The sequence below is a fragment of the Kluyvera intermedia genome, assembly GCF_034424175.1.
In the GTDB taxonomy this organism is placed as follows: domain Bacteria; phylum Pseudomonadota; class Gammaproteobacteria; order Enterobacterales; family Enterobacteriaceae; genus Kluyvera; species Kluyvera intermedia.
This window is the reverse complement of sequence record NZ_CP139986.1, coordinates 532212-556834: the sequence shown is the minus strand read 5'-3', so window position 1 is coordinate 556834 and position 24623 is coordinate 532212. Positions and strand designations below refer to the sequence as shown.

Sequence of the window (24623 nt, the reverse complement as noted above, 5' to 3'; positions counted from 1 at the left end):
CATTCAAGTGGCTTCTGCGTTGGCCGCGCTCATTCACCCCAGTCACGTACTTATGTACGCTCCTGGGGATTCACTCCCTTGCCGCCTTGAGGCAACTTGAATGATTTTGTGTATAGTGTTATGAGATTGAGGCAATTCGAAGCTTGCGTCAAATCATGGCTTTTTATCATTGCTACGCGGCTGGCGCAGCACTTCATTAATTTGCGGCTTATCAATCGGGCCGGTGATGCGGTAGCGCAGAATCGACACCTTGTTCCACAGCGGCCCCAGAACCTTCGTTGCCGCAAAGACCGCCGCGCCAATGATCGGGTTCACCACAAAGGCCGTGGCGACGCCCACTGTGGCCGAGATTTCAGGCGCTACGATCGCTTCCATATTCAGTTCACGACGCACCAGGTTGACCGAGCCTTTCATGGCAATATCTGCCTCCAGGCCGTCCACCAACGTGTCGTCTGTATTCAATACACCGTCTTTGATCCACGCGGTACTGCGGATGGAGTCAAAGTAGAAACCTTCACTAAAAGTGTCGCTAAAATCAAAGCGCAGCTTACGCAGCAGCGCATCAACACTCAGAAGACGCAGCAGTTGCCCGGCATGTCCAGTCGAGATATCGGTAAACTGCCCTTTGCCAACATGCGCTTTCAGAATACCGTTTAGCGAGGCAATGTCCGGTTGCCACGGTTTATCCCGCCAATGTAAATCGTAGTCCACATCAACGGAAGAATCGCGAATCGGCGTAGAAACACCAAAGAAACCTACCGCGTCGTCAATATTATTACCGTGAATTTTTCCCTTCAGCGACGTACGCTGACCCGCAGGTGAGTTCACCCAGACCCCATCGGCAGTCAGCCGTCCAAACCCGGTGTCGATCAAACCGTTATCCAGCGATAAGGTGTCGCCTTTGACGCTGAAATCGCCGTCAATTCGCCCATACTTCTGTCCCCACAACCAGCACTCAACACAGCGCAACTGAAGATCCGGCCAGCCGTGGAAATCTATCGGATTACTCGTCGGCTGGCTCTTTGCCGTCACCGTTGCAGGCGCCGCTATCGGGTTTACCGACGGGTTATAGTAGAGATAGCGCACCGCTGCCTGCCATGGCGTGGCGTCTTTCATCGTCAGGCTTGCGTTAATTTCACGCCCCTGCGCTTCTACGCGAGTACCGCCCGCCGTCGGCTGTGACACAAGGCTCAGGTTATTCCACTGCTGACCAGCAAAGGTCAGCGATGGCGTGCGTAAGGTGATATGTTGCGGGAAAACAGCAGCGGTACTGACGCTATCCGCCGCCCCCTTCTGGAACAGCGCCAACCACTGTGCACCATCCATCGGCGGGAGGTTAAGTTCCACGCCTGGCGTTGGCGGCAGCGGTGGAATGGTTCGGCTATCCGATGCCCAGATAGCGTTCTCCAGCTTCAGCTTGTTACCCAATAGCCAGCGGCTGTTGAGATGATTCGTTGAACCGACATTCCCGGTCAGATTGAAACTGCGTAGGTTACCGTCGACATTCATTTTCAGCGGCAAAGGCTCCCCAGCAGCTTTGTCTGCTGGAGAAGGTAAGTGACTGCTTACATTTTTCAAGTCACCGGTAATTCCCACTTTATAGGTCGCACTACCGTTATAAGGCAGTTCGATGGCAACATTCCCTTTCCACGGTACATTGCCTTTCAGCGCATCGCTAAGCTGTTTTGGCAACACGCCGGTGCGCGCAGGCTGCCAATCCGCCTGCATATCCACGCCAACCTGATAGGCTTTCGCCCCTTCAGTGGTGGTGAAATTGACGTTAAGCGGTTGGTTAAACCAGGTCGCAGTCATCGGCTCGCTGGTCAGGTTGCCATTGTTAAAGCTGAACCGGCCTTTAAGGTTGTGCAGGGTACTGTCTAGCGGCTTGATAAACAGACTGTTGTTATCGAGCGCCACATCCCCGGTCGCGGTAACCAGTTTTCCGTCCAGCGGAATGTCCAGATGTAAGCGAGCACTCACGTCGCCATCGAGCTGTAGCTCGTCGAGCGTCGCGCCTAATGACTTACTGAGCGGTGTCTCTTTGAAATACGGGCCAACTGCGTTACCCGGCCCATTGATATCTGCGCTAATCAGCAGCTTCTCTTTGGCGTAGTCGGGAATCGAGGCGTCAAGATGAGTGGCGGTCACGCCGCCCAGCGTGGCTTTATCTGCCTTCATCCACAGACCAGCGTTGATAAAATTAAGATCAATGTCCTGGTGCGTTAAGGCCGGCCAGTCTGGCTGAAACTCAAAGGTCGCGTCTTTTAGTGGGACATAGACCTGGAACTGCCCTTCATTATGTGGATACGGGAACTGGTGCGGGTTGCCGCCATAAACCAGCGTCGCATTCTCGGCCTTACCGGCTTGTATCGCGCCGCTCAGGTAATCCACCAGCTCTTTCCCCATTAGATTTTCAGGGAAGTAACGCCACGCCTGACCGCCATCGTTGGTGCTGATCCCCGCCAGAATGCCAAGCCACGGCTGGTCATCTTTCGGTTGCAGATAGCGGAAACCGCCCGCCGCTCGTACGCCGGTCGCCTGCACGTCGATATTGCGACCGTCAAGCATAAAGCCTTTGTCGTTATTCACCCAATTGAGGGTCGCCACACCGTCGGCAATCTCCAGCGGTGCGCGGAAGACGTGTTCGTACGGCATGAGCGCTTTTTGCATCGCCACATGCAGAGAACCGTTTTCGACACTGCCCGCGACGTTTCCGGAGACATGCTCAGCCCCGGGTAGCAGCTTCCACTGTTTCCAGGCCAGATCGTCCCAGCTCGCGTTAAAGCGGATTTTATTCGCATTTTGTAAGGGGATATCAATCGCCAGCGCATCTACCATGCCGGTCGGCTGGGTGGTTCGCCAGATATCCGCCATCTCTGGCGACAAGTTTTCAGCGATCGGCAGCAGCCCGTTCAACCCGGCCAGTGACAGGTGACTGGCGCGGATACGCAGCTCGTCGCTACGTTGGTTATTCGGCCCACCCACTTCCTGTTCTGGGATCCACGCCAGCGCCAAAGCACCCCGTGGCCACGGGGTATCGTCAATGGTGATACGGGTGTCGGGAATACGGAATTCCCACCCTTCTTTTTCCCGCGACAGGTGCGCGGTCAGGTTATCAACTGTTAGACGGTGTTCCTGCTTGTCGCCCTGCCAGCTCGCGCCGCCTTTCTTAAGCCAGACGTCGCCGGCAGAGATTTCGCCTTTATCCAGCGATGCCCAGCCCTCGAGGCTAAAGCGAGCGCTGGTCAGCGCAATATTGTCCTGCATCCAGCGACCCAGCCACGGCTTGACGTCAATATCGTCAGCCTGCAACCACAGACGGCCCTTATTCAGCAGGCCATTTTCATCGCGCATGTCCATACGCACTTTCATCACCCCGTGCTGACCGGTGAGGCTAGAAAGGCTCAGTTCACCTTCAGCGCGGTGACGGTTTTTATCGTTGACCCAGGTCAGTTGCGGGATCGCCAGCTCAGCACGCTGGCCTGAAAGGGTCAGGAAACTTAAGTGGCTGTCACGGAGGGTGAAGTGATCGAACTGGCGCAGGAAGAGATCGGCCACGCGATCGCTTTTAAGACTCTCGCCGCCGTCGTTTTTTTGCAGTGGAGTATTGGTGTGGATTTGCAGCTGCCAGAAGGTCAGTTCGCGGAACTGCCAGCGCATATGAAGCAAACTTTGCCAGACATCCAGCGCCATTGAGGCGCGTTTGATGGACAGCTCACCGCCATCGGTCAGCCCGGCTTTAATATCACGTACATCCAGCGTCGGGCCGAAAGTCTGCCAGCTGGCATTGAGCTGCGAAGCGGACACCGGTAGCCCGGTTGCCGCCTCAATTTTCCCCAATAGCGTCGGGCGCCAGGCGTCCAGATGCGGCAAGGCAAGACGCAGGCCACTCACCAGCAGCGCGATGATCACAATCAGTGTGGCAGCAGTGAGCAGTAAAATCCCCGGCAATCGCCTCACGCATCTCTCCTTGGGTTGCAGCAGGCTGCGTTTACATCATAACCACGTCAAACTGCTCCGGGTTATAGAGCGGTTCGATCTGGACTTTAACCTGCTTGCCGACAAATATTTCCACTTCCGCAAGCGCGTGGGACTCTTCCCCCTTCAGCGTATCGGCAACCGAAGGTGACGCATACACCAGGAAGCGATCGGAATCATAAGCGTGATGAACACGGACAATTTCACGCATGATTTCGTAGCATACCGTCTCAACGCTTTTCACCGTCCCTCGGCCGTGGCAGGTCGGGCATTCATTGCACAGCACATGCTCGACGCTTTCACGCGTCCGCTTACGGGTCATCTCCACCAGGCCCAGCGGCGAGAAGCCATTGACGCTGGTTTTCACCCGGTCTTTACTGAGCGCCTGCTCTAAAGAGTGCAGCACCCGGCGGCGGTGATCTTCGTTACTCATATCGATAAAGTCGATGATGATAATACCGCCGAGATTGCGCAGACGGAGCTGACGCGCAATCGCCTGCGTCGCTTCAATATTAGTATTGAAAATGGTGTCATCAAGATTTCGGTGACCGACAAAGGCCCCGGTGTTGATGTCGACGGTGGTCATCGCTTCGGTCTGGTCGATAATCAGGTAGCCGCCGGACTTCAGTTCCACCTTACGTTCCAGCGCCCGCTGGATTTCATTTTCCACGTCGTAGAGGTCGAAAATCGGTTGGCGACCGCTGTAATGTTCCAGCTTGCGGGTCATCTCTGGAATGTACTCAGCGGTAAATTCCAGCAGCGCTTCATAGGTCAGGCGCGAGTCGACGCGGATTTTATCAAGCTTAGCATCGGCAAAATCACGTAGCACACGCTGCGCCAGCGCCAGTTCACCATACATCTGGTAACGCGTCTGCGGGCGTTTTTTACGCTCCATCACTTTCGTCCAGACGCGTTTCAGGTAGGCGGCGTCAGAGGCTAAATCCTCTTCGCACACCCCTTCAGCAGCGGTACGTATAATAAAGCCGCCCTGCTCATCACAGTAGTCAGCGACGACCTTCTTTAAACGGTCACGTTCGACTTCACTATCAATACGTTGGGAAACACCGACGTGCGAAGCGCCGGGCATAAAGACCAGATAGCGGGATGGTAAGGTGATGTCGGTAGTCAGACGCGCACCTTTCGTGCCGAGAGGATCTTTGACCACCTGCACCATCAGATCCTGGCCCTGACGAACCAATTCGGAGATATCGCGAACGGTGAACTGTTTTTGCTCTTCACCGGCAACACATTCGGTATGCGGCATAATGTCGGAGGCATGGAGGAATGCCGCCTTATCGAGGCCAATATCTACAAAAGCCGCCTGCATACCCGGTAAAACCCGACTGACGCGACCTTTGTAGATATTGCCTACTATTCCACGTCGCGCCTCACGCTCAATATGAATTTCCTGCAAAATGCCGCCATCGATATACGCCACTCGCGTTTCCGATGGCGTCACGTTCACTAATAGTTCAGCCGTCATGTTTATCCCTTTTATCACGTAGCGAGTTAAAGTTACTCAGCAACTCATACGTTTCCACCAGCGGTAAGCCGACTACGGCGTGATAGCTGCCATTTATCTTCCTGACGAAACAGCCACCCAGCCCTTGAATACCGTATGCACCTGCTTTATCTAAAGGTTCGCCGCTCAAAACATAGTCTGTGATGTCATCATCTGACAGCGTCCGGAAAGTGACTTCGGTCACCACCAGGCAGTCGAGCGTGTGCTGGCTATCCGCCAGCGCGACGGCGGTCATCACCTGGTGGGTCTTCCCAGAGAGCATACGCAACATGACCGCTGCATGAGCAGCATCACGCGGTTTCTCCAGCACTTCGCCGTTAAGGATGACAATGGTATCGGCTCCCAGGACAGGGAGATCGTCGCGAGTTAACGCCACGCCAGCCTGGGCTTTCTCTCGCGCCAGTCGTGCCACATAGTGCTGCGCCGACTCATCAGGACGGCGCAGTTCTTCAATACCGGGAACCACTTTCTCAAACGAAATACCGAGCTGTGTGAGAAGTTCCTGGCGACGTGGAGAACCTGAAGCAAGATAGAGAGATACCATAACGACCTTATTGAACGGCAAATTGCTGGCGAACTTTACGCATCAGAAGAAAGATCCACGGCCAGAGCACGCCATTAACTACACTACTCCAGAACACTTCCGGACGGAAAGAGACGTTGATCACTAAAAACTCTGACCAGAAAACAATAATATCCGTGGCGAGAGAAAGCATCATGACCACCAGCGCCTGTTGCCAGAGCGCCAGGTTACGAAACAGCTGATATTTGAGCGCCACCAGATAGGCCACGATGCTCAACGAGAGCGCGCGTACGCCAAGCGTTGAACCACTGATTAAGTCCAGTATGGCACCCATCACAAAGCCGGTACCTACATTCACACGGTGCGGCAGCGCCAGCGACCAGTAAAGCAGAATAAGCAGAACCCAATTCGGCCGGAAAACCGTCAGGTTTTCCGGCCAGGGCATGACCTGTAGCAGCAGTGCAATAAGAAACGAGAGCCAGATGACCCAGCGTCCCTGGCTGCGATAACTTGCCACTATTGCCCCCTTGCTGGAGGTGGTGGCGTCGTCACCGCTGGCGGTGTGGTGATACCTGTCGCCGGTGCGGGCAGTTGCGGGCCCATCGTTTCAGGCGATGGCAGAACCTGAGGCATCATCTGCATCAGACGTTCGTTGGCCACGCGGTGCACCTCTTCCGGCGTCATTGGGTTGGAGCCGTTACGGTCTGCTCCCCACAACAACAGCAGGTAGCGCAAGCGTTGCAGACCCGCGGTTGGACGCGCCTGAATTACCGTGTACGCACGCTGCGTGTCCAGCTTAACGGAGGAAACCACGCCAACCGGATAGCCTTCCGGGAAGCGTCCGCCTAAACCTGAAGTCACCAGCACATCGCCGACACGAATGTCGGTATTGGCAGGCAGGTGTTCCAGTTGCAGATCGTCAGTGCAGCCGTTACCAGCAGCAATGACGCGGATATCGTTACGTAAAACCTGAATCGGTAGCGCATGGGTGGCATCGCAAATCAGCAGCACCCGGCTGGTCAGTTTTGCTACCGCAACAACCTGGCCGACAACGCCTTTGTCACTGATAACCGGCTGACCTTCATAGACACCGTTCACGCTACCCTTGTCAATAACCATCTGGTCACTGTAAGGGTCGTTAACCGTTGAGATCACCTGCGTCACCATTTTTTGTTCATCCTGGCGCAGCGGTGAACCTAACAGTTCACGTAAACGGGCATTTTCCTGTTTGTATTGACCGAGCATCAGCAGGTCGCTGTTTTTTAACAGTAACTCCTGACGTAATGCGCGGTTTTCAAGCTCAAGCTGATCGCGTGAAGCCAGCGTTTGAGAAACGCTATCGAGCAATTCACGAGGACCATTAGAGATAAAGTAGAAAGGACTGACGGCAGTATCCATGTACGTTCGAATTTGACTGAACATACCCAGACGACTGTCGGCGATAATGACACCCAGCGCCACCAGCACCGCCAGGATAAGGCGAATCTGTAGCGACGGGCCACGGCTAAAAATGGGCTTCATAGGCTATGCGTATTCTCGTGTCAGTGAAATTAAGGGTAGCCCGTTGGCTACCCTGAACTTCATGCTGACTACTCTTCGCTAAACAAGTCGCCGCCGTGCATGTCGATCATTTCCAGCGCCTTGCCGCCGCCACGCGCTACGCAGGTCAGCGGATCTTCAGCAACAACGACTGGAATACCGGTTTCTTCCATTAACAGACGATCGAGGTTACGCAGCAGCGCACCACCGCCGGTCAGCACCATACCGCGCTCGGAGATATCAGAAGCCAGCTCTGGTGGACACTGTTCCAGTGCAACCATGACTGCACTCACGATGCCGGTCAGTGGTTCCTGCAGCGCTTCGAGGATCTCGTTGGAGTTCAGCGTAAAGCCACGCGGAACGCCTTCAGCCAGGTTACGACCACGCACTTCGATTTCACGCACTTCGTCGCCCGGATAAGCAGAGCCGATTTCGTGTTTGATTCGTTCTGCAGTCGCTTCACCAATCAGTGAGCCGTAGTTACGACGCACATAATTAATGATGGCTTCATCGAAGCGGTCGCCGCCGATACGCACGGAAGAGGAGTAAACCACACCGTTCAGGGAGATAACGGCCACTTCAGTGGTACCACCACCGATATCCACAACCATAGAACCGGTTGCTTCAGAAACTGGCAGACCCGCACCGATTGCCGCAGCCATTGGCTCTTCGATCAGGAACACTTCACGCGCACCGGCACCCTGAGCGGATTCACGGATTGCACGACGTTCAACCTGAGTTGCGCCAACCGGTACACACACCAGTACACGCGGGCTTGGGCGCATAAAGCTGTTGCTGTGAACCTGTTTGATGAAGTGCTGGAGCATTTTCTCGGTGACGAAGAAGTCAGCGATAACGCCGTCTTTCATCGGACGAATTGCCGCGATGTTGCCCGGTGTACGGCCCAGCATCTGTTTGGCGTCATGACCAACGGCAGCCACGCTTTTCGGAGAACCGGCACGGTCCTGACGAATGGCGACAACGGAAGGCTCATTCAATACGATGCCTTGTCCTTTTACGTAAATCAGGGTATTCGCGGTACCCAGGTCAATGGACAGGTCATTGGAAAACATGCCACGAAATTTTTTCAACATACTAAGGGATAATCCTGAAAGCTGGGGCGGAAAAATAAAATCCGCTTACTTTACCAACCACACGTGGCAGCGACAAGGCGCAAAAATCATCTGCAACGGTGAAAATTAGTGCAGTTCGTTACCTTTATTACAAATCCAACCTGACTCCTTCAGTGCAGGGAGACTCACTGCCGCTCCATCCTGGATTTGTACCTGTCAAAGGTCGTTACATGCGTGATGCGTGGTTTTACCGGCGAGCAGACATGCACACTCCCAGAAAAAACCGCGCGCGTCATTCTACGTGATAAACACGTTAAACAGCAGGTCAAACCGAATATCTTTGCGAATATTTTTTCACATTTGAGTCAAGTGGCTGTGAGGCGGCAAAAAAATCACCCTGACCGCCGAAAACTCCGCATTCAGTCAGCACCTGCCACTCACCCCGACTGCGGACGCCAGCCGCGAAAACCTGTATTGACGTTCCTTTACACGCTTCCACCAGACTTTGAACCAGCAGTTGGTTTTGACTCCGTTTTTCAATATTTCGCACTAGCACAGGATCAATCTTAATCAGTTCAATCTCAAGCTGCTTAATCCAGCTAGTACTCACTAAGGCTAAACCCGCCTGAGTTACCGCAACCCGAACGCCTAATGCATGAATTAATCGGACGACTGGTTGTAACCGAGTGATATGTTGACAGACATCTACCTCTGCAAGTTCAAAAATAATCCGTCGGCGTTGCGATTTTTCGCACTGCATTAAAGTATCACGCAACCAACGTTGAAAACGAGGGCGGATCAACGACTCTACCGTCACCTGAATTGCCAGATTTTCTTGCGGCCAGAATCCAAGGAATGGGATCAGCCGACCAATCTGCTGACGGTCATATTCTTCACCCAGCCCAAACTCTAGTACCATCGGCAGATATTCAGCGGCAATCACCTCTTCTTTACCATCAAATATTCGGCACAGGAGATCCCGGTGATGCACGTTACCGTCGAGCGTTACCGCCGGTTTTTGGTAGATACGCGGGCCGCCGCGGCTAAGCATCTGCTCAATTAGGGTGCGCCAGCGGACGTTACCACGACCTTTTTCCGGTAGTGAATCATCGTAGATTGCCCAGCTATTACTGCCCTGAAGCACCGCGTTACGCACGGCAGCCTCGGCATGCTCCATCACCTGCTCGGTCGTCTGCCCGCTTCGCCAGGCACAAATACCGATATGCATCATGTCGTCACGGTCGAGGATTTTCGTCAGGGGCAATCCATCGATCGCTTTTAGCAATTGTCCGGCGATGCTGTCCGCCTCTTTTAAGGTACGGTGCGGGAGCAAAACGGTGAAATCACTGCGGCGGTAGCGCGCCAGCAACGCGCCCGGGTAGCGCATAATAAAGGTGGAGAGCAGATTAATCAGCGTAAAGACATGTTCCTCCGCCGCCGCACGTCCCCAGTTGTCACGCAGGAAGTCGAAATCAGGCAGGCGGATCATCATGACAATACCGTGCGAACCGACATTTTCCTGATCATCAAGCAGCGTCGCGAGCTGGTTATCAAAGAACAGACGGTTACTGAGGCCCGTTTTTGAATCCTGCGCAGCATAAGAGCGAATAAGGGTGTCGAGGCGGCTGCGCTGTTCACCGGCGAACTGAACTTCAGAAAGCAGCGTATCCAGCGCACTACTGGTACGGGTCGGCCATTCGTGGATATTACCTTTCGCCTTCGCGCCACGCTCACCATTCAGAATACGAATCGCGCGCAGTTCCAGTAACTCTTCACCCGCCAATTGTCGACGCAGCCAACGCACGGCGATAAATACCACCAGCACCATAAAAGCAATGGTCACGGTCAACGGGGCGGTAGTCATTAGCGAGCGGAAGTAGTTTGCCATCGGATCCTGATAGACCAGATGGATAGTCATGCCAGGGTGCTTGAGTGAGGGGACATCCATCTCACGGAACTGATAATGGCTGCCCATCGGTAGGTAACTGCTGTTCCGCGAGTGGTGGAATAGCGACTTACCATCAAGCGTAAAGTCGATGCGAACGATATCGAGCGGCACCATGATTTCATCAAGCTGAGTATCCAGCTCATCGAAGGAGGTGTTGATTAAACGGTTATCCAGCACGGTGGCAACGGCCTGCACACGATTGGCTATCTTGTACTGTATGCCGTTATAAAAACTCAGTGAGGAACCGATTAACGTTACAAATATGGTGAGCCCGGTTAAGAGCGTGAAAAAAGCTGAGAACTTCGTCGTTAATCGCATCCCTGAGTTAACTCCGTAGGTTAATCGTGCCCGATAGAATATCGGGAGCTAGCGTCCGTGTCTTACCAGAAGTAAGCACTAACATATCGTACCAGGTCGGCATACTACCAAACCTGGCGGATCTGGCAATTTATTGCGCCAAATCGCCATCAAATGATGATAAACGAGTATAGTCCTGGTAGATTTTTTCACTATCAGTTCATGTAAGGAAGGATTATGCAGGCACTCATTTTAGAACAGCAGGATGGCAAAACCATCGCCACAGTGCAGGCCGTTGACGACTGCCTGCTTCCGCAAGGTGATGTCACCGTCGATGTACAGTGGTCTAGCCTGAACTATAAAGATGCGCTAGCCATCACCGGCAAAGGCAAAATCATCCGCAATTTCCCAATGGTGCCTGGCATTGATTTCGCCGGGACAGTTTACGCCAGCGACGACGCTCGTTACACGCCAGGTCAGCAAGTATTGCTAACCGGCTGGGGTGTCGGCGAAAACCATTGGGGCGGCCTGTCCAGCCGTGCACGCGTGAACGGTGACTGGCTGGTGCCACAACCGGCAGGTTTAGATGGGCGTAAGGCCATGATTATCGGTACAGCAGGTTTTACCGCCATGCTGTGCGTGATGGCGCTGGAAGATGCTGGCGTTCGTCCTGAAGACGGTGAAATTGTGGTGACTGGCGCCAGCGGTGGCGTTGGCAGCACCGCCATCGCTTTGCTGCACAAACTGGGCTATCAGGTTGCAGCCGTCTCTGGCCGTGAGAGTACCCATGATTACCTGCGTGCTCTCGGCGCAAACCGCATTATTGACCGCGCCGAGTTTGCCGAAACTCGTCCGCTGGAAAAACAAATTTGGGCCGGCGCCGTTGATACCGTAGGCGATAAAGTGCTGGCTAAAGTGCTGGCGCAGATGAACTACGGTGGCTGCGTGGCGGCCTGCGGTTTAGCTGGCGGCTTCGCACTGCCAACAACCGTCATGCCATTTATTCTACGTAATGTCCGTTTACAGGGCATCGACTCGGTCATGACGCCTGCCGCGCGTCGTGCACAGGCATGGCAGCGTTTAGTCACTGACCTGCCTGAATCATTCTTCGCCCAGAGCGCGACGGAGATTAGCCTTGATCAGGCTCCAGCCTTCGCGGACAAAATTATCAACAACCAGATCCAGGGTCGTACGCTGGTCAGGATTGCTTAATCTGCAATTTTTCGTGATATATTCGCAATAACACTTTGCCTCCGTCATGCTTAAAAAAAAGCCTGACGGAGAGCATCATGACCCCTAAAAAATTAACCGAATCAGACGTCACCGCCGAGTCTGTATTTATGCTAAAACGCCGCCAGGTCCTGAAGATGTTGGGCATTGGCACCGCTGCGGCTTCTCTCCCACTTCACGCCTCCAGCCTTACCGACTGGTTTAAAGGTAACGACCGACCTCCTGCGCCATCTGGCCCCGCGCTAACCTTTGATAAGCCCATGCAATGGCAGAGCAAGCTCGCTCTAACGCCGGAAAATAAAGTCACCGGCTACAATAACTTCTATGAGTTTGGTCTCGACAAAGCTGACCCTGCGGCCAACGCCGGAAGTTTGCCCACAAACCCGTGGAAATTAACCATTGGGGGGGAAGTCGCCAAACCCCTGACGCTCGATCACGACGACCTGACAAAACGCTTCCCACTGGAGGAGCGAATTTACCGTATGCGCTGCGTTGAAGCGTGGTCGATGGTGGTCCCGTGGATTGGCTTCCCGTTGCATAAACTGCTGGCCGCCGTTGAACCCACCAGCAATGCCAAATACGTCGCGTTTAAAACGCTTTATTCACCGGAACATATGCCCGGGCAGAAGGACCGATTTATCGGCGGTGGACTTGCCTATCCTTATATAGAAGGATTGCGTCTGGACGAGGCGATGAATCCTCTGACATTACTCACCGTTGGCGTTTATGGCAAAGCGCTGCCGCCACAAAATGGGGCACCGATTCGCCTGACCGTGCCGTGGAAATATGGCTTTAAAGGCATTAAATCCATCGTCAGCATCACACTCACCCGTGAACGCCCGGACTCAACCTGGAACCTTGCCGCACCGAACGAATATGGCTTTTATGCCAACGTGAACCCGCACGTGGATCACCCGCGCTGGTCACAGGCGACAGAACGCTTTATCGGCTCAGGTGGCATTCTGGATGTTCAGCGTCAGCCAACGTTGCTGTTTAACGGCTATGCCGATGAGGTGGCGTCGTTATATCGCGGGATGAATTTGCGGGAGAATTTCTAATGAGGATAACGGCTAAGCAGGTGGTCTGGCTGAAAGTTTTGCTGCATCTTGCGGCATTTCTGCCTTTTGTCTGGCTGTTTTGGGCTGTATCTCAGGGGCAATTAAGCGCCGATCCGGTCAAAGATATCCAGCATTTTACCGGTAGGATGGCTCTGAAATTTCTGCTGGCAACCTTGTTAATTTCGCCACTGGCGCGCTACGCTAAACAACCTTTGCTGATCCGCACGCGCCGATTGCTCGGGCTTTGGTGCTTTGCGTGGGCCTGTGTCCATCTCACCAGCTACAGTGTGCTGGAGTTAGGCATTCAAAATTTATCTTTACTCGGTCAAGAGATCATCACTCGGCCCTATTTACTGCTGGGGCTGGTTAGCTTTGTGATTCTGTTCGCGCTGGCTGTGACCTCAACGCAGGCGATGCAGCGAAAATTAGGGCGACGCTGGCAGCTTTTGCATAACTTCGTCTATCTTGTCGCGATCCTCGCACCGATACATTATCTGTGGTCAGTGAAAATTATCTCGCCTCAACCATTGATATACACCGGGGCCGCCATCGCCCTGCTTTTGTGTCGTTATAAGAAGTTCCGCCAGTGGTGGCGATAGCGTCATGATGTGTGCGGTTTACCGCAATTCTTTTAACGTTCGACGCTCTTTACACGATTGCAGTTGATAATCTTCCCTGATAGGACCAGTATTTAGCTGCCAAATGCTACGAAATAGTTATAATGTGCGACCTTGGTTTTCCTGGAGGGGTTTTTGAGCCTCTGAAAAGGTGACAATCGCGCATCGAAGGTATATTTTGTTTTTTACCCGAGAATAGCAGGAGATAGCAGCACAATGACTGACAAGTTTCGCATTTTGCTTTTAAACGGCCCGAACCTGAATATGTTAGGCACCCGTGAGCCAGAGAAGTACGGCACGCTGACGCTTTCCCAGATCGTTAGCCGCTTGAACGCGGAAGCCGAAACGCTTAACGTCACGCTCGACAGTCTGCAATCTAACGCCGAGTACGTCATCATCGACCGTATTCATCAGGCTAAAGACAACATTGACTATATCCTGATTAATCCGGCCGCGTTCACGCACACGAGCGTTGCCATTCGCGATGCGTTGCTGGCAGTGAGTATCCCGTTTATCGAGATTCACTTAAGCAACGTGCATGCGCGCGAACCATTCCGCCATCACTCGTATCTGTCTGATATCGCCTCAGGCGTTATCTGCGGACTTGGAGCTGACGGCTATTCATACGCTTTACAGACGGCGGTCAAACGCCTGTCACAATCACACTAAACAAAGAGTACGGAACCCACTCATGGATATTCGTAAGATTAAAAAACTGATCGAGCTGGTCGAAGAGTCTGGCATCAACGAACTGGAAATTTCTGAAGGTGAAGAGTCTGTGCGCATCAGCCGTTCAGCGCCAAACACCGGTTATCCAGTGATGCAGCAGGCTTACGCAGCACCTGTTATGCAAGCGCAAGCACCTGTTGCGGCAGCACCAGCTGCAGCTGAAGCCCCGGCTAAAGCTGAAATCAGTGGTCACATCGTACGTTCCCCGATGGTTGGTACTTTCTATCGCACTCCAGGCCCGGATGCTAAAGCATTCGTGGAAGTTGGTCAGAAAGTTAACGTGGGCGACACCCTGTGCATCGTTGAAGCGATGAAAATGATGAACCAGATTGAAGCTGATAAATCAGGGACTGTGAAAGCAATCCTGGTCGAAAGCGGTCAACCAGTTGAATTTGACGAGCCTCTGGTCGTCATCGAGTAACGAGGCGAAGATGCTGGATAAAATTGTCATCGCTAACCGTGGCGAGATCGCACTGCGTATTCTTCGTGCCTGTAAAGAACTGGGCATTAAGACCGTCGCTGTACACTCCACTGCGGATCGCGATTTAAAACACGTATTACTGGCGGATGAGACGGTTTGTATTGGCCCTGCTCAGTCCGTAAAAAGCTACCTGAACATTCCGGCAATCATCAGCGCAGCTGAGATCACCGGGGCAGTAGCAATTCACCCAGGCTATGGCTTCCTCTCTGAGAACGCCAACTTTGCCGAGCAGGTTGAACGTTCAGGCTTTATCTTCATTGGCCCGAAAGCAGAAACGATTCGCCTGATGGGCGACAAAGTGTCTGCAATCACCGCCATGAAGAAAGCTGGCGTACCCACTGTTCCTGGCTCTGACGGCCCGCTGGGCGATGATATGGACGCTAACCGCGCCCATGCTAAACGCATCGGCTACCCGGTTATCATCAAAGCCTCCGGTGGCGGCGGCGGTCGTGGTATGCGCGTTGTGCGCAGCGACTCCGACCTGGCGCAGTCCATCTCCATGACTAAAGCAGAAGCGAAAGCCGCTTTTAGCAACGATATGGTCTACATGGAGAAATACCTGGAAAATCCTCGTCATATCGAGATCCAGGTACTGGCTGATGGTCAGGGTAACGCTATCTATCTGGCAGAGCGCGACTGCTCTATGCAGCGTCGTCACCAGAAAGTCGTCGAAGAAGCACCAGCACCAGGCATCACGCCGGAACTGCGTCGCTACATCGGCGAACGCTGCTCGAAAGCGTGTGTGGATATCGGCTACCGTGGCGCGGGTACTTTCGAGTTCCTGTTCGAAAACGGCGAGTTCTATTTCATTGAAATGAACACCCGTATTCAGGTAGAGCACCCGGTTACCGAGATGATCACCGGCGTTGACCTGATCAAAGAGCAGCTGCGTATTGCTGCCGGTCAGCCGTTGTCCATCAAGCAAGAAGAAGTTCAGGTTCGCGGTCATGCGGTCGAATGCCGTATCAACGCCGAAGATCCGAACACCTTCCTGCCGAGCCCGGGCAAAATCACTCGTTTCCACGCTCCGGGCGGCTTTGGCGTTCGTTGGGAATCTCATATCTACGCTGGCTACACCGTACCACCGTACTATGACTCAATGATCGGCAAACTCATCTGCTACGGTGAGACCCGTGATATTGCGATTTCTCGCATGAAGAATGCGTTGCAGGAATTGATCATCGATGGCATCAAAACCAACGTTGACCTGCAAATGCGTATTATGAGCGACGAGCACTTCCAGCATGGTGGGACCAACATCCACTATCTGGAGAAAAAACTCGGATTGCAGGAAAAATAATCCTGTTATTGCAGCAAAAGGCCGGATTTTCCGGCCTTTTTTCTTTTTCTCTCCCCTCATCTTTTCCTTGCGGTACAATCCCCGCTTTCTTCATCCACAAGGGACAAAAAATGGACAAACGTTTTGTTCAGGCCCATAAAGAGGCGCGCTGGGCGCTGTGGCTAACCCTTCTCTATCTTGCTGCATGGTTGGCGAGTGCTTACATACCTAACTCAGTTCAGGGTTTTACAGGTCTGCCGCACTGGTTTGAGATGGCCTGTCTGTTAACGCCGCTGGTGTTTATTCTGCTGTGCTGGGCGATGGTCAAGTTTATCTATCGTGATATTTCGCTGGAGGATGACGATAATGCAGCTTGAAGTTATCCTGCCGCTTATCGCCTATCTGGTGGTGGTATTTGGCTTGTCAATTTACGCCATGCGTAAACGGGTCACGGGGAATTTCCTCAACGAGTATTTTCTCGGTAGTCGTTCCATGGGCGGAATTGTTCTGGCCATGACGCTGACGGCAACTTATATCAGCGCCAGTTCATTTATTGGTGGCCCCGGTGCCGCGTATAAATACGGCCTTGGTTGGGTGCTGTTGGCAATGATTCAGCTTCCGGCAATATGGCTATCGCTTGGCATTCTGGGGAAGAAATTCGCCATCCTTGCGCGCCGTTATAACGCCGTCACCCTCAATGATATGCTGTTTGCCCGCTATCAAAGCCGTCTGCTGGTCTGGCTGGCAAGCGTGAGTCTGCTGGTGGCCTTTGTCGGCGCCATGACCGTGCAGTTTATTGGCGGTGCACGTCTCCTGGAAACCGCGGCCGGTATTCCTTATGAAACCGGCCTGCTGATTTTCGGCATCAGTATTGCGCTGTATACCGCGTTTGGCGGCTTTCGTGCCAGCGTCCTCAACGATACGATGCAGGGCATGGTGATGCTAATTGGCACCATTGTGTTGCTGGTGGGGGTTGTTCATGCCGCTGGCGGGCTAACCCATGCAGTGCAGACGCTTGAAACTATCGATCCCAAGCTGGTTTCACCACAAGGCGCAGAGGATATTCTCTCTCCCACCTTTATGACCTCATTCTGGGTACTGGTCTGCTTTGGTGTTATCGGGCTTCCGCATACGGCTGTACGCTGCATTTCTTACAAAGACAGTAAAGCAGTTCATCGGGGCATGATTATTGGCACCATCGTTGTGGCGATTCTGATGTTTGGGATGCACCTCGCGGGCGCATTGGGCCGAGCCGTGATTCCTGACCTCACGGTGCCAGACCTGGTGATTCCAACGCTGATGGTGAAAGTGCTCCCACCGTTTGCCGCAGGCATATTCCTGGCGGCGCCGATGGCGGCGATTATGTCGACAATTAACGCCCAATTATTGCAAAGTTCCGCTACGATCATCAAAGATCTGTATTTGAATCTGCACCCTGAACATATGCAAAATGAGCGTCGCCTCAAGCGAATGTCAGCCGTGATCACGCTGATTTTGGGGGCACTGCTGCTGCTGGCTGCCTGGCGTCCACCAGAGATGATTATCTGGCTAAACCTGCTCGCGTTTGGGGGGCTGGAGGCCGTATTCCTGTGGCCACTGGTACTCGGCTTGTATTGGGAACGGGCAAATGCGACGGGCGCGCTGAGCGCGATGATCGTCGGCGGCGTGCTCTATGCCGTGCTCGCCACATTGAATGTTCAGTACCTGGGCTTCCATCCGATTGTGCCTTCGTTACTGCTAAGTTTTCTGGCGTTTGTGGTCGGGAACCGTTTCGGTCAACCGGTGCCACAGACTGCCGTAATTTCTACTGATAAATAAAGAGTTTGCCATGCCGTGGATCCAACTAAAACTGAATACTACCGGCGCGAATGCCGAAGATCTTAGCGATGCGCTGATGGAGGCCGGTTCTGTATCCATCACCTTCCAGGATACGCATGACACGCCGGTTTTTGAGCCGCTGCCGGGCGAAACTCGCCTGTGGGGTGATACCGACGTTATCGGTCTGTTCGACGCAGAAACCGACATGAAAGAGGTTGTTGCCATCCTGGAGCAGCATCCACTGCTGGGCGCGGGCTTTGCGCATAAAATCGAACAGCTTGAAGATAAAGACTGGGAACGCGAGTGGATGGATAACTTCCATCCGATGCGTTTCGGCGAGCGTCTGTGGATCTGCCCAAGCTGGCGCGACGTGCCGGACGTGAACGCCGTTAACGTCATGCTGGATCCGGGTCTGGCATTCGGCACCGGCACCCACCCAACGACCTCCCTGTGCCTGCAATGGCTCGACGGCTTAGATTTAGTCGGCAAGACGGTGATTGATTTTGGTTGTGGCTCTGGGATCCTGGCGATCGCCGCACTGAAGCTTGGTGCCGCAAAAGCTATCGGGATCGATATCGATCCGCAGGCCATTCAGGCAAGCCGCGACAACGCACAGCGTAACGGCGTCTCTGAACGCCTGGAACTCTATCTGCCGCAGGATCAGCCAGAGGCCATGAAAGCCGATGTGGTGGTCGCTAACATTCTGGCGGGCCCATTACGCGAGCTGGCCCCTTTAATCAGCGTGCTGCCGGTTACAGGCGGCCTGCTGGGCCTTTCGGGCATCCTTGCAAGCCAGGCTGAAAGCGTATGCGAAGCCTATTCCGATCTTTTTGACCTCGATCCTGTGGTTGAGAAAGAAGAGTGGTGCCGGATTACCGGACGCAAGAAATAACCCCCCATCGTGGCCTCTCTGGAGGCCATATTTTTTTCCGCGTTTTCTGTATAAAACTCCCCTTCGCCCTGAGATAAAATATCTTCGTAGAACAGTTAAGTTACTAATAAATATTTATTTTATATTCACTGGGCGAATTAAATGAAAACAACTTTCGGCAAGGCTGCGCTGCTAGCGTTGAGCATTATTCCTGTTACATCTTTTGCATCTCACTGGGGCTACGTAGGGGAAGGTGCTCCTGAACACTGGGGCACACTCAGTGAAGAGAACAAAACCTGCCAAACCGGTATGAATCAATCCCCAATTAATATTGAGACAACGCTTAATGCGCATCTTTCGCCGCTGGAAGTCCATTATTCAGATGGGCCAGTAACGCTCATTAACAATGGCCATACCATTCAGGCAGGGTTAAAAACGACCACAGCGGATACGATTACGATCGACGGTAAAACTTTCACACTTCAGCAGTTCCACTTCCATGCACCCAGTGAGAACACTATCCATGGCAAGCATTACGCGATGGAGATGCACCTTGTCCATAAAGATGCGAGTGGCGCCATTGCCGTTGTCGCCGTGATGTTCAATAAAGGCGCAGAGAACTCAGAGCTCAACAAACTGTGGGCAACAATGCCCGAAAAAACCGACCAGAGCGCCAGCATTGCAGCCCAAATGAATCTTAATGCCCAACTGCCTGGCGATAAGACTTTCTGGCGTTTCAGCGGTTCTCTGACAACACCGCCTTGCTCTGAGGGGGTAACCTGGATTGTGATGAAGCATCCTCTGACGCTTTCTGAGACGCAGCTTAAAAAATTCACCCATACCATGCACCACGATAATAATCGTCCGGCACAGCCTCTTAATGGTCGCGTCGTCGTCGAATAGACCTTCACGATCATGTTCTGAAATGCGAGTATCGTCACAGTAAGCTACGATAATTTGCTGATTAATTCAGCAGATTATCTTGCTTTCCTCACCTCCACTGAAGAAAAAATGAGAAGTTACGCAAAATTATATGTGTAGATAAAATCGACACATTTTCATAATCCAATGATTTAAAAAGCGAATTATTTAAACCTGCTCACTTCAACGGCAATTCTTTGATCCACCGCAGGGGATTGGTCAAAGTTTGGCCTTTCATCTCGTGCGAAAAATGCGTAATATACGCCGCCTTGCAGTCACAGTATGGTCATTTCTTAACTCATGCGCATTGGACAATACCAGCTTAGAAATCGCCTGATCGCAGCACCTATGGCTGGCATCACTGACAGACCATTCAGGACGCTGTGCTACGAGATGGGAGCAGGTTTGACCGTTTCCGAGATGATGTCATCCAACCCTCAGGTTTGGGAAAGTGACAAATCTCGTTTACGTATGGTGCACGTGGATGAACCAGGTATTCGTACCGTGCAAATTGCCGGTAGTGATCCTGACGAGATGGCCGGAGCCGCCCGCATTAATGTGGAAAGCGGTGCCCAAATTATTGATATCAATATGGGCTGTCCGGCAAAAAAGGTGAATCGCAAGCTTGCGGGTTCAGCCCTACTGCAATACCCGGATCAGGTGAAGGCTATCCTGAATGCGGTTGTTAAGGCAGTGGACGTTCCTGTCACTCTTAAGATTCGCACTGGCTGGGCACCAGAGCACCGTAACTGTTTAGAAATTGCCAAACTGGCTGAAGACTGTGGCATTCAAGCTCTGACTATTCACGGACGCACACGCGCCTGCTTGTTTAACGGAGACGCTGAGTACGACAGCATTCGGGTAGTTAAGCAGAACGTCTCCATTCCGATTATCGCGAATGGTGACATTACTGACCCGCTTAAAGCCAGGGCTGTACTGGACTATACGGGGGCTGATGCCCTGATGATAGGACGTGCGGCTCAGGGAAGACCCTGGATCTTTCGGGAAATCCAGCACTATCTGGACACTGGGGAGCTGCTGCCTCCACTGCCTCTGGCAGAGGTGAAGCGCTTGCTTTGTTCGCATATTCGGGAACTGCATGACTTTTATGGTCAAGCTAAAGGGTACCGAATTGCGCGTAAACACGTATCCTGGTATCTCCAGGAACACGCTCCGGATGACCAGTTTCGGCGCACATTCAACGCCATTGAAGATGCCGGCGAACAGCTGGCGGCGTTGGAGGCATACTTCGAAAATTTTGCGTAATTAGAAATAAAGAGCTGACAGAACTATGTTCGAACAACGCGTAAATTCTGACGTACTGACCGTTTCTACCGTTAACTCTCAGGACCAGGTGACTCAAAAGCCCCTGCGTGACTCGGTTAAACAGGCACTGAAGAACTATTTTGCTCAACTGAATGGTCAGGATGTTAATGATCTGTATGAGCTGGTACTGGCTGAAGTAGAACAGCCCCTGTTGGACATGGTGATGCAATACACCCGTGGTAACCAGACCCGCGCGGCCTTAATGATGGGCATCAACCGTGGAACTCTGCGTAAAAAACTGAAAAAATACGGCATGAACTGATACTAATCAGTTAAGTTGTTGTTTAAGAAGGCGCTACTCGGCATGGGGAAGCGCCTTTTTTATTGTCTTTTTACGCCAGTGAATAAACGATTCGGTAGCCGCTACCGACAGGATACACCTGCGCGAACCCCGTTCCTGCAAAATGCATACCCGCCACCAGCGTCCCTTCCTCTGCAATCTGCGCCAGGAGCCGTTTCCGCGAAGCTTGCGCCTGAGCCGGGTCAATATCAAAAGCAATGGTGACATCTGGCCGCGCCGTCTGAATAAAGGGAAAATGGACAATGTCCCCCCAGATAATCAGACTCGATTGCCTGGAGTCAATTCTGAACCCTGTATGCCCCGGCGTATGGCCTGGCAGCGGGACAGCTCGTATCCCTTCAACAATCGGGCTTTCATCCAGTAGATGTAGACGCGGTTGATAGGCCGACAGCGTACGACGCGCGCGTTCGAAATTACGTTGCTGTCGCTCATTTGCTTGCGCCATCAGATTGTCATCCAGCCAATACTCAAGCTCATCGGGATGCAGGTAAAGATGTGCCCGTGGATACATCACATCACCCTTCTCGTCTAGCAGTCCCCCAATATGATCGGGATGCGCATGCGTCAGCAACACCGTATCGACCTCATCAGGCATAACACCACAGGCCTGTAGATTCGTTTGCAACTGACCGCCAATGTTATTGGCCCCACCCGTTCCTGAATCCACAAGGATCGTGCGCCCGCATCCGCGGATCAAGTAGCCGAAGATATGCAGGCTATCGGGATCGGTAATCCCTGCACGATGCTGAATCTCACCCGCATCAGTCACATCAATACCAGAAAGCAAAGCCAGGCTGGCGACCATACAGCCATCGCTTAACGCGGTAACCTGGAAATCCCCAACCTGACGAAATTCATCATTCATAAAAATCTCATTATGAGCGTGGTAAGTAAATACAGAATGACAGATGCGGCGGGCAGAAAACAGTGCCAGATTAGGTAGATGAATTATCGACTCGCTACGGATTAGCGACCAACATAGGCTGGGATATCCTGTGCTGTTGTGTACAGAGCGTGGTCATCAGGTTATCAACTAAAAGCGGGGCCTGTTGATAGAGATCGAATTGCTGGGGGTTCATTAACCAGTTTTTGATAATACCGCTGAATGCACTATGTAATATGATTAAAATAATCTCAATATTTGCATCATCAGGTAATATCTTGTTACGCACACAACCCTGTAATACCGTTCGCATATAATCGTAATTGAAACCAATTTGTCTTCTGATTTCAGGCTCTGACATCATATCACTACTAAATTCACATTGTGATAGAGTATTTGCATCAATGCACGTTGCTTCGGTGTTTCTGCAATATATTGCAATCCGATAATGAATTTGTTCCTCAAATTTATTAACGGGTTCGCTCCCTCTATTTGTTTCAATTTATGATGAATTAATTCTCTCAACGGTGTCTGTTCCAGCCACATGGCGTTAAACAGTTCACTTTTACTGGCAAAATGCCAATAAACAGCACCACGCGTAACTCCAGCTGCGTCAGCAATATCGGTCAAGGTGGTACTACTGACGCCACGCTGCGCGAATTGTTCGATTGCCGCATCAAGCAGCATCTGGCGCGTCTTGAGAGCATCATCTTTCGTTCTTCTTGCCATATAACACGTCACTTGCCGCTGATGACTCAGCGATGAGGATGATTAATTGAATCAAATTTACCATTCAGGATAACCAGAATGCTTAACAAAAAGTTTGATGAGGCTTGAAAATAACAAATAATATTAAGTGATGTTTCACTGAATAACATTCACACCATCAATATATATTCCAACTTCAAATGCGTCGCCCCTGATATCTTTGTGTTTCCGTGCCTTTGTTGAACATCACAAAATAACTATCCCTTACATCAGCCTGTATTTATTTGTAGGATAACGAACTGTTTTTTATTCATCCTTTCTTTGACAGATTTGTAGTCAAATCTGGCTATCAATCTATAAGGAATAGCAATGACGAGTCATGCCAGGGTTACACTTTTATCCAGCTTAATTTTCTCCGCCATTTTACTCAGCGGGTGCGATAATTCGGCAGATCAACAAGCGCATGCACCAACGCCCCAGGTCACCGTGCATGTTGTGAATAATGCCCCATTATCCATCACAACAGAACTGCCGGGGCGGACCTCCGCATTCCGCGTCGCTGAAGTGCGCCCACAGGTGAGCGGAATCATCCTGAAACGCCACTTCATCGAAGGCAGCGACGTACAGGCCGGTGAATCTCTGTACCAAATTGACCCTGCTACCTATCAGGCAGCTTATGACAGCGCCAAAGGTGATGAGTCAAAAGCCCAGGCGGCCGCAGCTATCGCTCACCTGACGGTGAAACGCTATGTCCCACTACTGGGTACAAAATATATCAGTCAGCAAGATTACGACCAGGCTGTCGCCACTGCCCGCCAGGCTGATGCTGACGTTATGGCCGCTAAAGCCGCTGTTGAAAGCGCGCGCATTAATCTGGCCTATACCAAAGTGACCTCACCAATCACCGGTCGTATCGGTAAGTCTAGCGTGACCGAAGGTGCACTGGTCACCAACGGACAGTCTGATGCAATGGCCACCGTACAACAGCTTGATCCTATTTATGTCGATGTCACGCAATCCAGCAGCGATTTTATGCGCCTTAAACAGGAAAGCCTTCAACACGGCGGCGAGGCAAAAAGCGTTCAGTTACTGATGGAAAATGGTCAAGCGTACTCGCTAAAAGGCACGTTGCAATTCTCTGATGTCACCGTTGATGAAAGTACCGGGTCAATTACGCTACGGGCTATTTTCCCGAACCCACAACATACCCTGCTACCAGGCATGTTTGTTCGTGCCCGTATTGATGAAGGTGTGAATCCGAACGCGATGCTGGTTCCACAACAAGGCGTTACCCGCACGCCACGTGGTGATGCGACGGTCTTGCTGGTGAACGATAAAAATCAGGTCGAAATGCGCAATGTTGTTGCCTCTCAGGCCATTGGGGATCAGTGGTTGATCACCAGCGGTTTGAAATCCGGCGATAAAGTGATTGTTAGCGGGCTGCAGAAGGTGCATCCAGGCGCAACCGTGAAAGCAGAAGAAGAGACCGCGGTTCCAGCCGCGCAATAAGGTACCGACCCC

General features: G+C 52.3%; 23 protein-coding genes. 13 read left to right on the top strand and 10 right to left on the bottom strand.

What is annotated here, in order from left to right:
* Positions 1-153: 153 nt before the first annotated feature.
* The 7 genes from yhdP to csrD all read right to left on the bottom strand — a co-directional run bounded on the left by yhdP (position 154) and on the right by csrD (position 10901).
* Entirely contained in the window at positions 154-3960 is a 3807-nt protein-coding gene (gene yhdP / locus U0026_RS02645) for an AsmA2 domain-containing protein YhdP (protein ID WP_062774111.1), read from the bottom strand.
* A 31-nt stretch (positions 3961-3991) separates the two neighbouring features.
* Complete coding sequence (rng, locus tag U0026_RS02640; protein WP_062774109.1) at positions 3992-5461, bottom strand: ribonuclease G; 1470 nt, start codon at positions 5459-5461, stop codon at positions 3992-3994.
* Positions 5451-6044: a Maf family protein gene (locus tag U0026_RS02635; RefSeq protein WP_062774108.1), complete on the bottom strand. Its 594-nt coding sequence runs from the start codon at positions 6042-6044 to the stop codon at positions 5451-5453. Before U0026_RS02635 ends, rng begins: the two co-directional genes overlap by 11 nt.
* Before the next feature lie 7 nt (positions 6045-6051).
* On the bottom strand, positions 6052-6540 hold the full coding sequence (gene mreD / locus U0026_RS02630; RefSeq protein WP_062774106.1) for a rod shape-determining protein MreD: 489 nt from the start codon (positions 6538-6540) through the stop codon (positions 6052-6054).
* On the bottom strand, positions 6540-7544 hold the full coding sequence (gene mreC, locus U0026_RS02625) for a rod shape-determining protein MreC (protein WP_062774104.1): 1005 nt from the start codon (positions 7542-7544) through the stop codon (positions 6540-6542). The genes mreD and mreC overlap by 1 nt, the downstream gene beginning before the upstream one ends.
* Before the next feature lie 68 nt (positions 7545-7612).
* Positions 7613-8656 (bottom strand): rod shape-determining protein MreB, encoded by a 1044-nt coding sequence (gene mreB / locus U0026_RS02620; RefSeq protein ID WP_000913396.1) that lies wholly within the window; start codon positions 8654-8656, stop codon positions 7613-7615.
* A 304-nt stretch (positions 8657-8960) separates the two neighbouring features.
* Positions 8961-10901, bottom strand: coding sequence for an RNase E specificity factor CsrD (gene csrD, locus U0026_RS02615; protein WP_062774102.1), 1941 nt, complete (start codon positions 10899-10901; stop codon positions 8961-8963).
* A 216-nt stretch (positions 10902-11117) separates the two neighbouring features.
* On the opposite strand from csrD, the gene acuI reads away from it, so the two are divergent.
* The 12 genes from acuI (at position 11118) to fis (ending at position 21472) form a co-directional block, all read left to right on the top strand.
* Positions 11118-12092, top strand: a complete 975-nt coding sequence (gene acuI, locus U0026_RS02610) for an acrylyl-CoA reductase (NADPH) (RefSeq protein WP_062774100.1) — start codon at positions 11118-11120, stop codon at positions 12090-12092.
* Between the two features lie 77 nt (positions 12093-12169).
* On the top strand, positions 12170-13168 hold the full coding sequence (gene msrP, locus U0026_RS02605) for a protein-methionine-sulfoxide reductase catalytic subunit MsrP (protein ID WP_062774098.1): 999 nt from the start codon (positions 12170-12172) through the stop codon (positions 13166-13168).
* Positions 13168-13767: a protein-methionine-sulfoxide reductase heme-binding subunit MsrQ gene (msrQ, locus tag U0026_RS02600; protein ID WP_062774096.1), complete on the top strand. Its 600-nt coding sequence runs from the start codon at positions 13168-13170 to the stop codon at positions 13765-13767. The genes msrP and msrQ overlap by 1 nt, the downstream gene beginning before the upstream one ends.
* 234 nt (positions 13768-14001) lie before the next feature.
* Entirely contained in the window at positions 14002-14454 is a 453-nt protein-coding gene (gene aroQ / locus U0026_RS02595) for a type II 3-dehydroquinate dehydratase (RefSeq protein ID WP_052283991.1), read from the top strand.
* A gap of 22 nt (positions 14455-14476) precedes the next feature.
* On the top strand, positions 14477-14935 hold the full coding sequence (gene accB / locus U0026_RS02590) for an acetyl-CoA carboxylase biotin carboxyl carrier protein (RefSeq protein WP_062774094.1): 459 nt from the start codon (positions 14477-14479) through the stop codon (positions 14933-14935).
* A gap of 10 nt (positions 14936-14945) precedes the next feature.
* Complete coding sequence (gene accC / locus U0026_RS02585; protein WP_062774092.1) at positions 14946-16295, top strand: acetyl-CoA carboxylase biotin carboxylase subunit; 1350 nt, start codon at positions 14946-14948, stop codon at positions 16293-16295.
* Between the two features lie 110 nt (positions 16296-16405).
* On the top strand, positions 16406-16651 hold the full coding sequence (locus U0026_RS02580; protein ID WP_062774091.1) for a YhdT family protein: 246 nt from the start codon (positions 16406-16408) through the stop codon (positions 16649-16651).
* Positions 16641-18092, top strand: a complete 1452-nt coding sequence (gene panF, locus U0026_RS02575; protein ID WP_062774089.1) for a sodium/pantothenate symporter — start codon at positions 16641-16643, stop codon at positions 18090-18092. The genes U0026_RS02580 and panF overlap by 11 nt, the downstream gene beginning before the upstream one ends.
* A gap of 10 nt (positions 18093-18102) precedes the next feature.
* Positions 18103-18984 carry a 50S ribosomal protein L11 methyltransferase gene (prmA, locus tag U0026_RS02570; RefSeq protein ID WP_062774087.1) on the top strand — a complete coding sequence of 294 codons (882 nt, stop codon included), beginning with the start codon at positions 18103-18105 and terminating at the stop codon, positions 18982-18984.
* 141 nt (positions 18985-19125) lie between these two features.
* The gene (locus U0026_RS02565) at positions 19126-19866 is read left to right on the top strand and encodes a carbonic anhydrase (RefSeq protein ID WP_062774085.1); all 741 of its coding nucleotides are present in this window, start codon (positions 19126-19128) and stop codon (positions 19864-19866) included.
* Between the two features lie 318 nt (positions 19867-20184).
* Positions 20185-21150, top strand: coding sequence for a tRNA dihydrouridine synthase DusB (dusB, locus tag U0026_RS02560; protein ID WP_062774083.1), 966 nt, complete (start codon positions 20185-20187; stop codon positions 21148-21150).
* 25 nt (positions 21151-21175) lie between these two features.
* Positions 21176-21472, top strand: coding sequence for a DNA-binding transcriptional regulator Fis (fis, locus tag U0026_RS02555; RefSeq protein WP_000462905.1), 297 nt, complete (start codon positions 21176-21178; stop codon positions 21470-21472).
* Positions 21473-21542: 70 nt separating this feature from the next.
* Here fis and U0026_RS02550 read toward each other — a convergent pair whose 3' ends face one another.
* The 3 genes from U0026_RS02550 to U0026_RS22730 form a co-directional block, all read right to left on the bottom strand.
* On the bottom strand, positions 21543-22376 hold the full coding sequence (locus U0026_RS02550; RefSeq protein WP_062774081.1) for an MBL fold metallo-hydrolase: 834 nt from the start codon (positions 22374-22376) through the stop codon (positions 21543-21545).
* A gap of 94 nt (positions 22377-22470) precedes the next feature.
* Complete coding sequence (locus U0026_RS22735) at positions 22471-22830, bottom strand: hypothetical protein (protein WP_373859504.1); 360 nt, start codon at positions 22828-22830, stop codon at positions 22471-22473.
* The gene (locus tag U0026_RS22730; RefSeq protein ID WP_373859501.1) at positions 22755-23123 is read right to left on the bottom strand and encodes a TetR family transcriptional regulator; all 369 of its coding nucleotides are present in this window, start codon (positions 23121-23123) and stop codon (positions 22755-22757) included. Before U0026_RS22730 ends, U0026_RS22735 begins: the two co-directional genes overlap by 76 nt.
* 348 nt (positions 23124-23471) lie before the next feature.
* Between U0026_RS22730 and U0026_RS02540 the strand changes: the two genes are divergently transcribed.
* Positions 23472-24611, top strand: a complete 1140-nt coding sequence (locus tag U0026_RS02540; RefSeq protein WP_062774079.1) for an efflux RND transporter periplasmic adaptor subunit — start codon at positions 23472-23474, stop codon at positions 24609-24611.
* Positions 24612-24623: the final 12 nt, after the last annotated feature.

Excerpts from the sequence above, each read along its gene's own strand:
- rng (WP_062774109.1), bottom strand. The coding sequence starts at position 5,461 with ATGACGGCTGAACTATTAGTGAACGTGACGCCATCGGAAACGCGAGTG.
- U0026_RS02635 (WP_062774108.1), bottom strand. The coding sequence starts at position 6,044 with ATGGTATCTCTCTATCTTGCTTCAGGTTCTCCACGTCGCCAGGAACTT.
- mreC (WP_062774104.1), bottom strand. The coding sequence starts at position 7,544 with ATGAAGCCCATTTTTAGCCGTGGCCCGTCGCTACAGATTCGCCTTATC.
- mreB (WP_000913396.1), bottom strand. The coding sequence starts at position 8,656 with ATGTTGAAAAAATTTCGTGGCATGTTTTCCAATGACCTGTCCATTGAC.
- csrD (WP_062774102.1), bottom strand. The coding sequence starts at position 10,901 with ATGCGATTAACGACGAAGTTCTCAGCTTTTTTCACGCTCTTAACCGGG.
- acuI (WP_062774100.1), top strand. The coding sequence starts at position 11,118 with ATGCAGGCACTCATTTTAGAACAGCAGGATGGCAAAACCATCGCCACA.
- msrP (WP_062774098.1), top strand. The coding sequence starts at position 12,170 with ATGACCCCTAAAAAATTAACCGAATCAGACGTCACCGCCGAGTCTGTA.
- msrQ (WP_062774096.1), top strand. The coding sequence starts at position 13,168 with ATGAGGATAACGGCTAAGCAGGTGGTCTGGCTGAAAGTTTTGCTGCAT.
- aroQ (WP_052283991.1), top strand. The coding sequence starts at position 14,002 with ATGACTGACAAGTTTCGCATTTTGCTTTTAAACGGCCCGAACCTGAAT.
- accB (WP_062774094.1), top strand. The coding sequence starts at position 14,477 with ATGGATATTCGTAAGATTAAAAAACTGATCGAGCTGGTCGAAGAGTCT.
- accC (WP_062774092.1), top strand. The coding sequence starts at position 14,946 with ATGCTGGATAAAATTGTCATCGCTAACCGTGGCGAGATCGCACTGCGT.
- U0026_RS02580 (WP_062774091.1), top strand. The coding sequence starts at position 16,406 with ATGGACAAACGTTTTGTTCAGGCCCATAAAGAGGCGCGCTGGGCGCTG.
- panF (WP_062774089.1), top strand. The coding sequence starts at position 16,641 with ATGCAGCTTGAAGTTATCCTGCCGCTTATCGCCTATCTGGTGGTGGTA.
- prmA (WP_062774087.1), top strand. The coding sequence starts at position 18,103 with ATGCCGTGGATCCAACTAAAACTGAATACTACCGGCGCGAATGCCGAA.
- U0026_RS02565 (WP_062774085.1), top strand. The coding sequence starts at position 19,126 with ATGAAAACAACTTTCGGCAAGGCTGCGCTGCTAGCGTTGAGCATTATT.
- dusB (WP_062774083.1), top strand. The coding sequence starts at position 20,185 with ATGCGCATTGGACAATACCAGCTTAGAAATCGCCTGATCGCAGCACCT.
- fis (WP_000462905.1), top strand. The coding sequence starts at position 21,176 with ATGTTCGAACAACGCGTAAATTCTGACGTACTGACCGTTTCTACCGTT.
- U0026_RS02550 (WP_062774081.1), bottom strand. The coding sequence starts at position 22,376 with ATGAATGATGAATTTCGTCAGGTTGGGGATTTCCAGGTTACCGCGTTA.
- U0026_RS22730 (WP_373859501.1), bottom strand. The coding sequence starts at position 23,123 with ATGGCAAGAAGAACGAAAGATGATGCTCTCAAGACGCGCCAGATGCTG.
- U0026_RS02540 (WP_062774079.1), top strand. The coding sequence starts at position 23,472 with ATGACGAGTCATGCCAGGGTTACACTTTTATCCAGCTTAATTTTCTCC.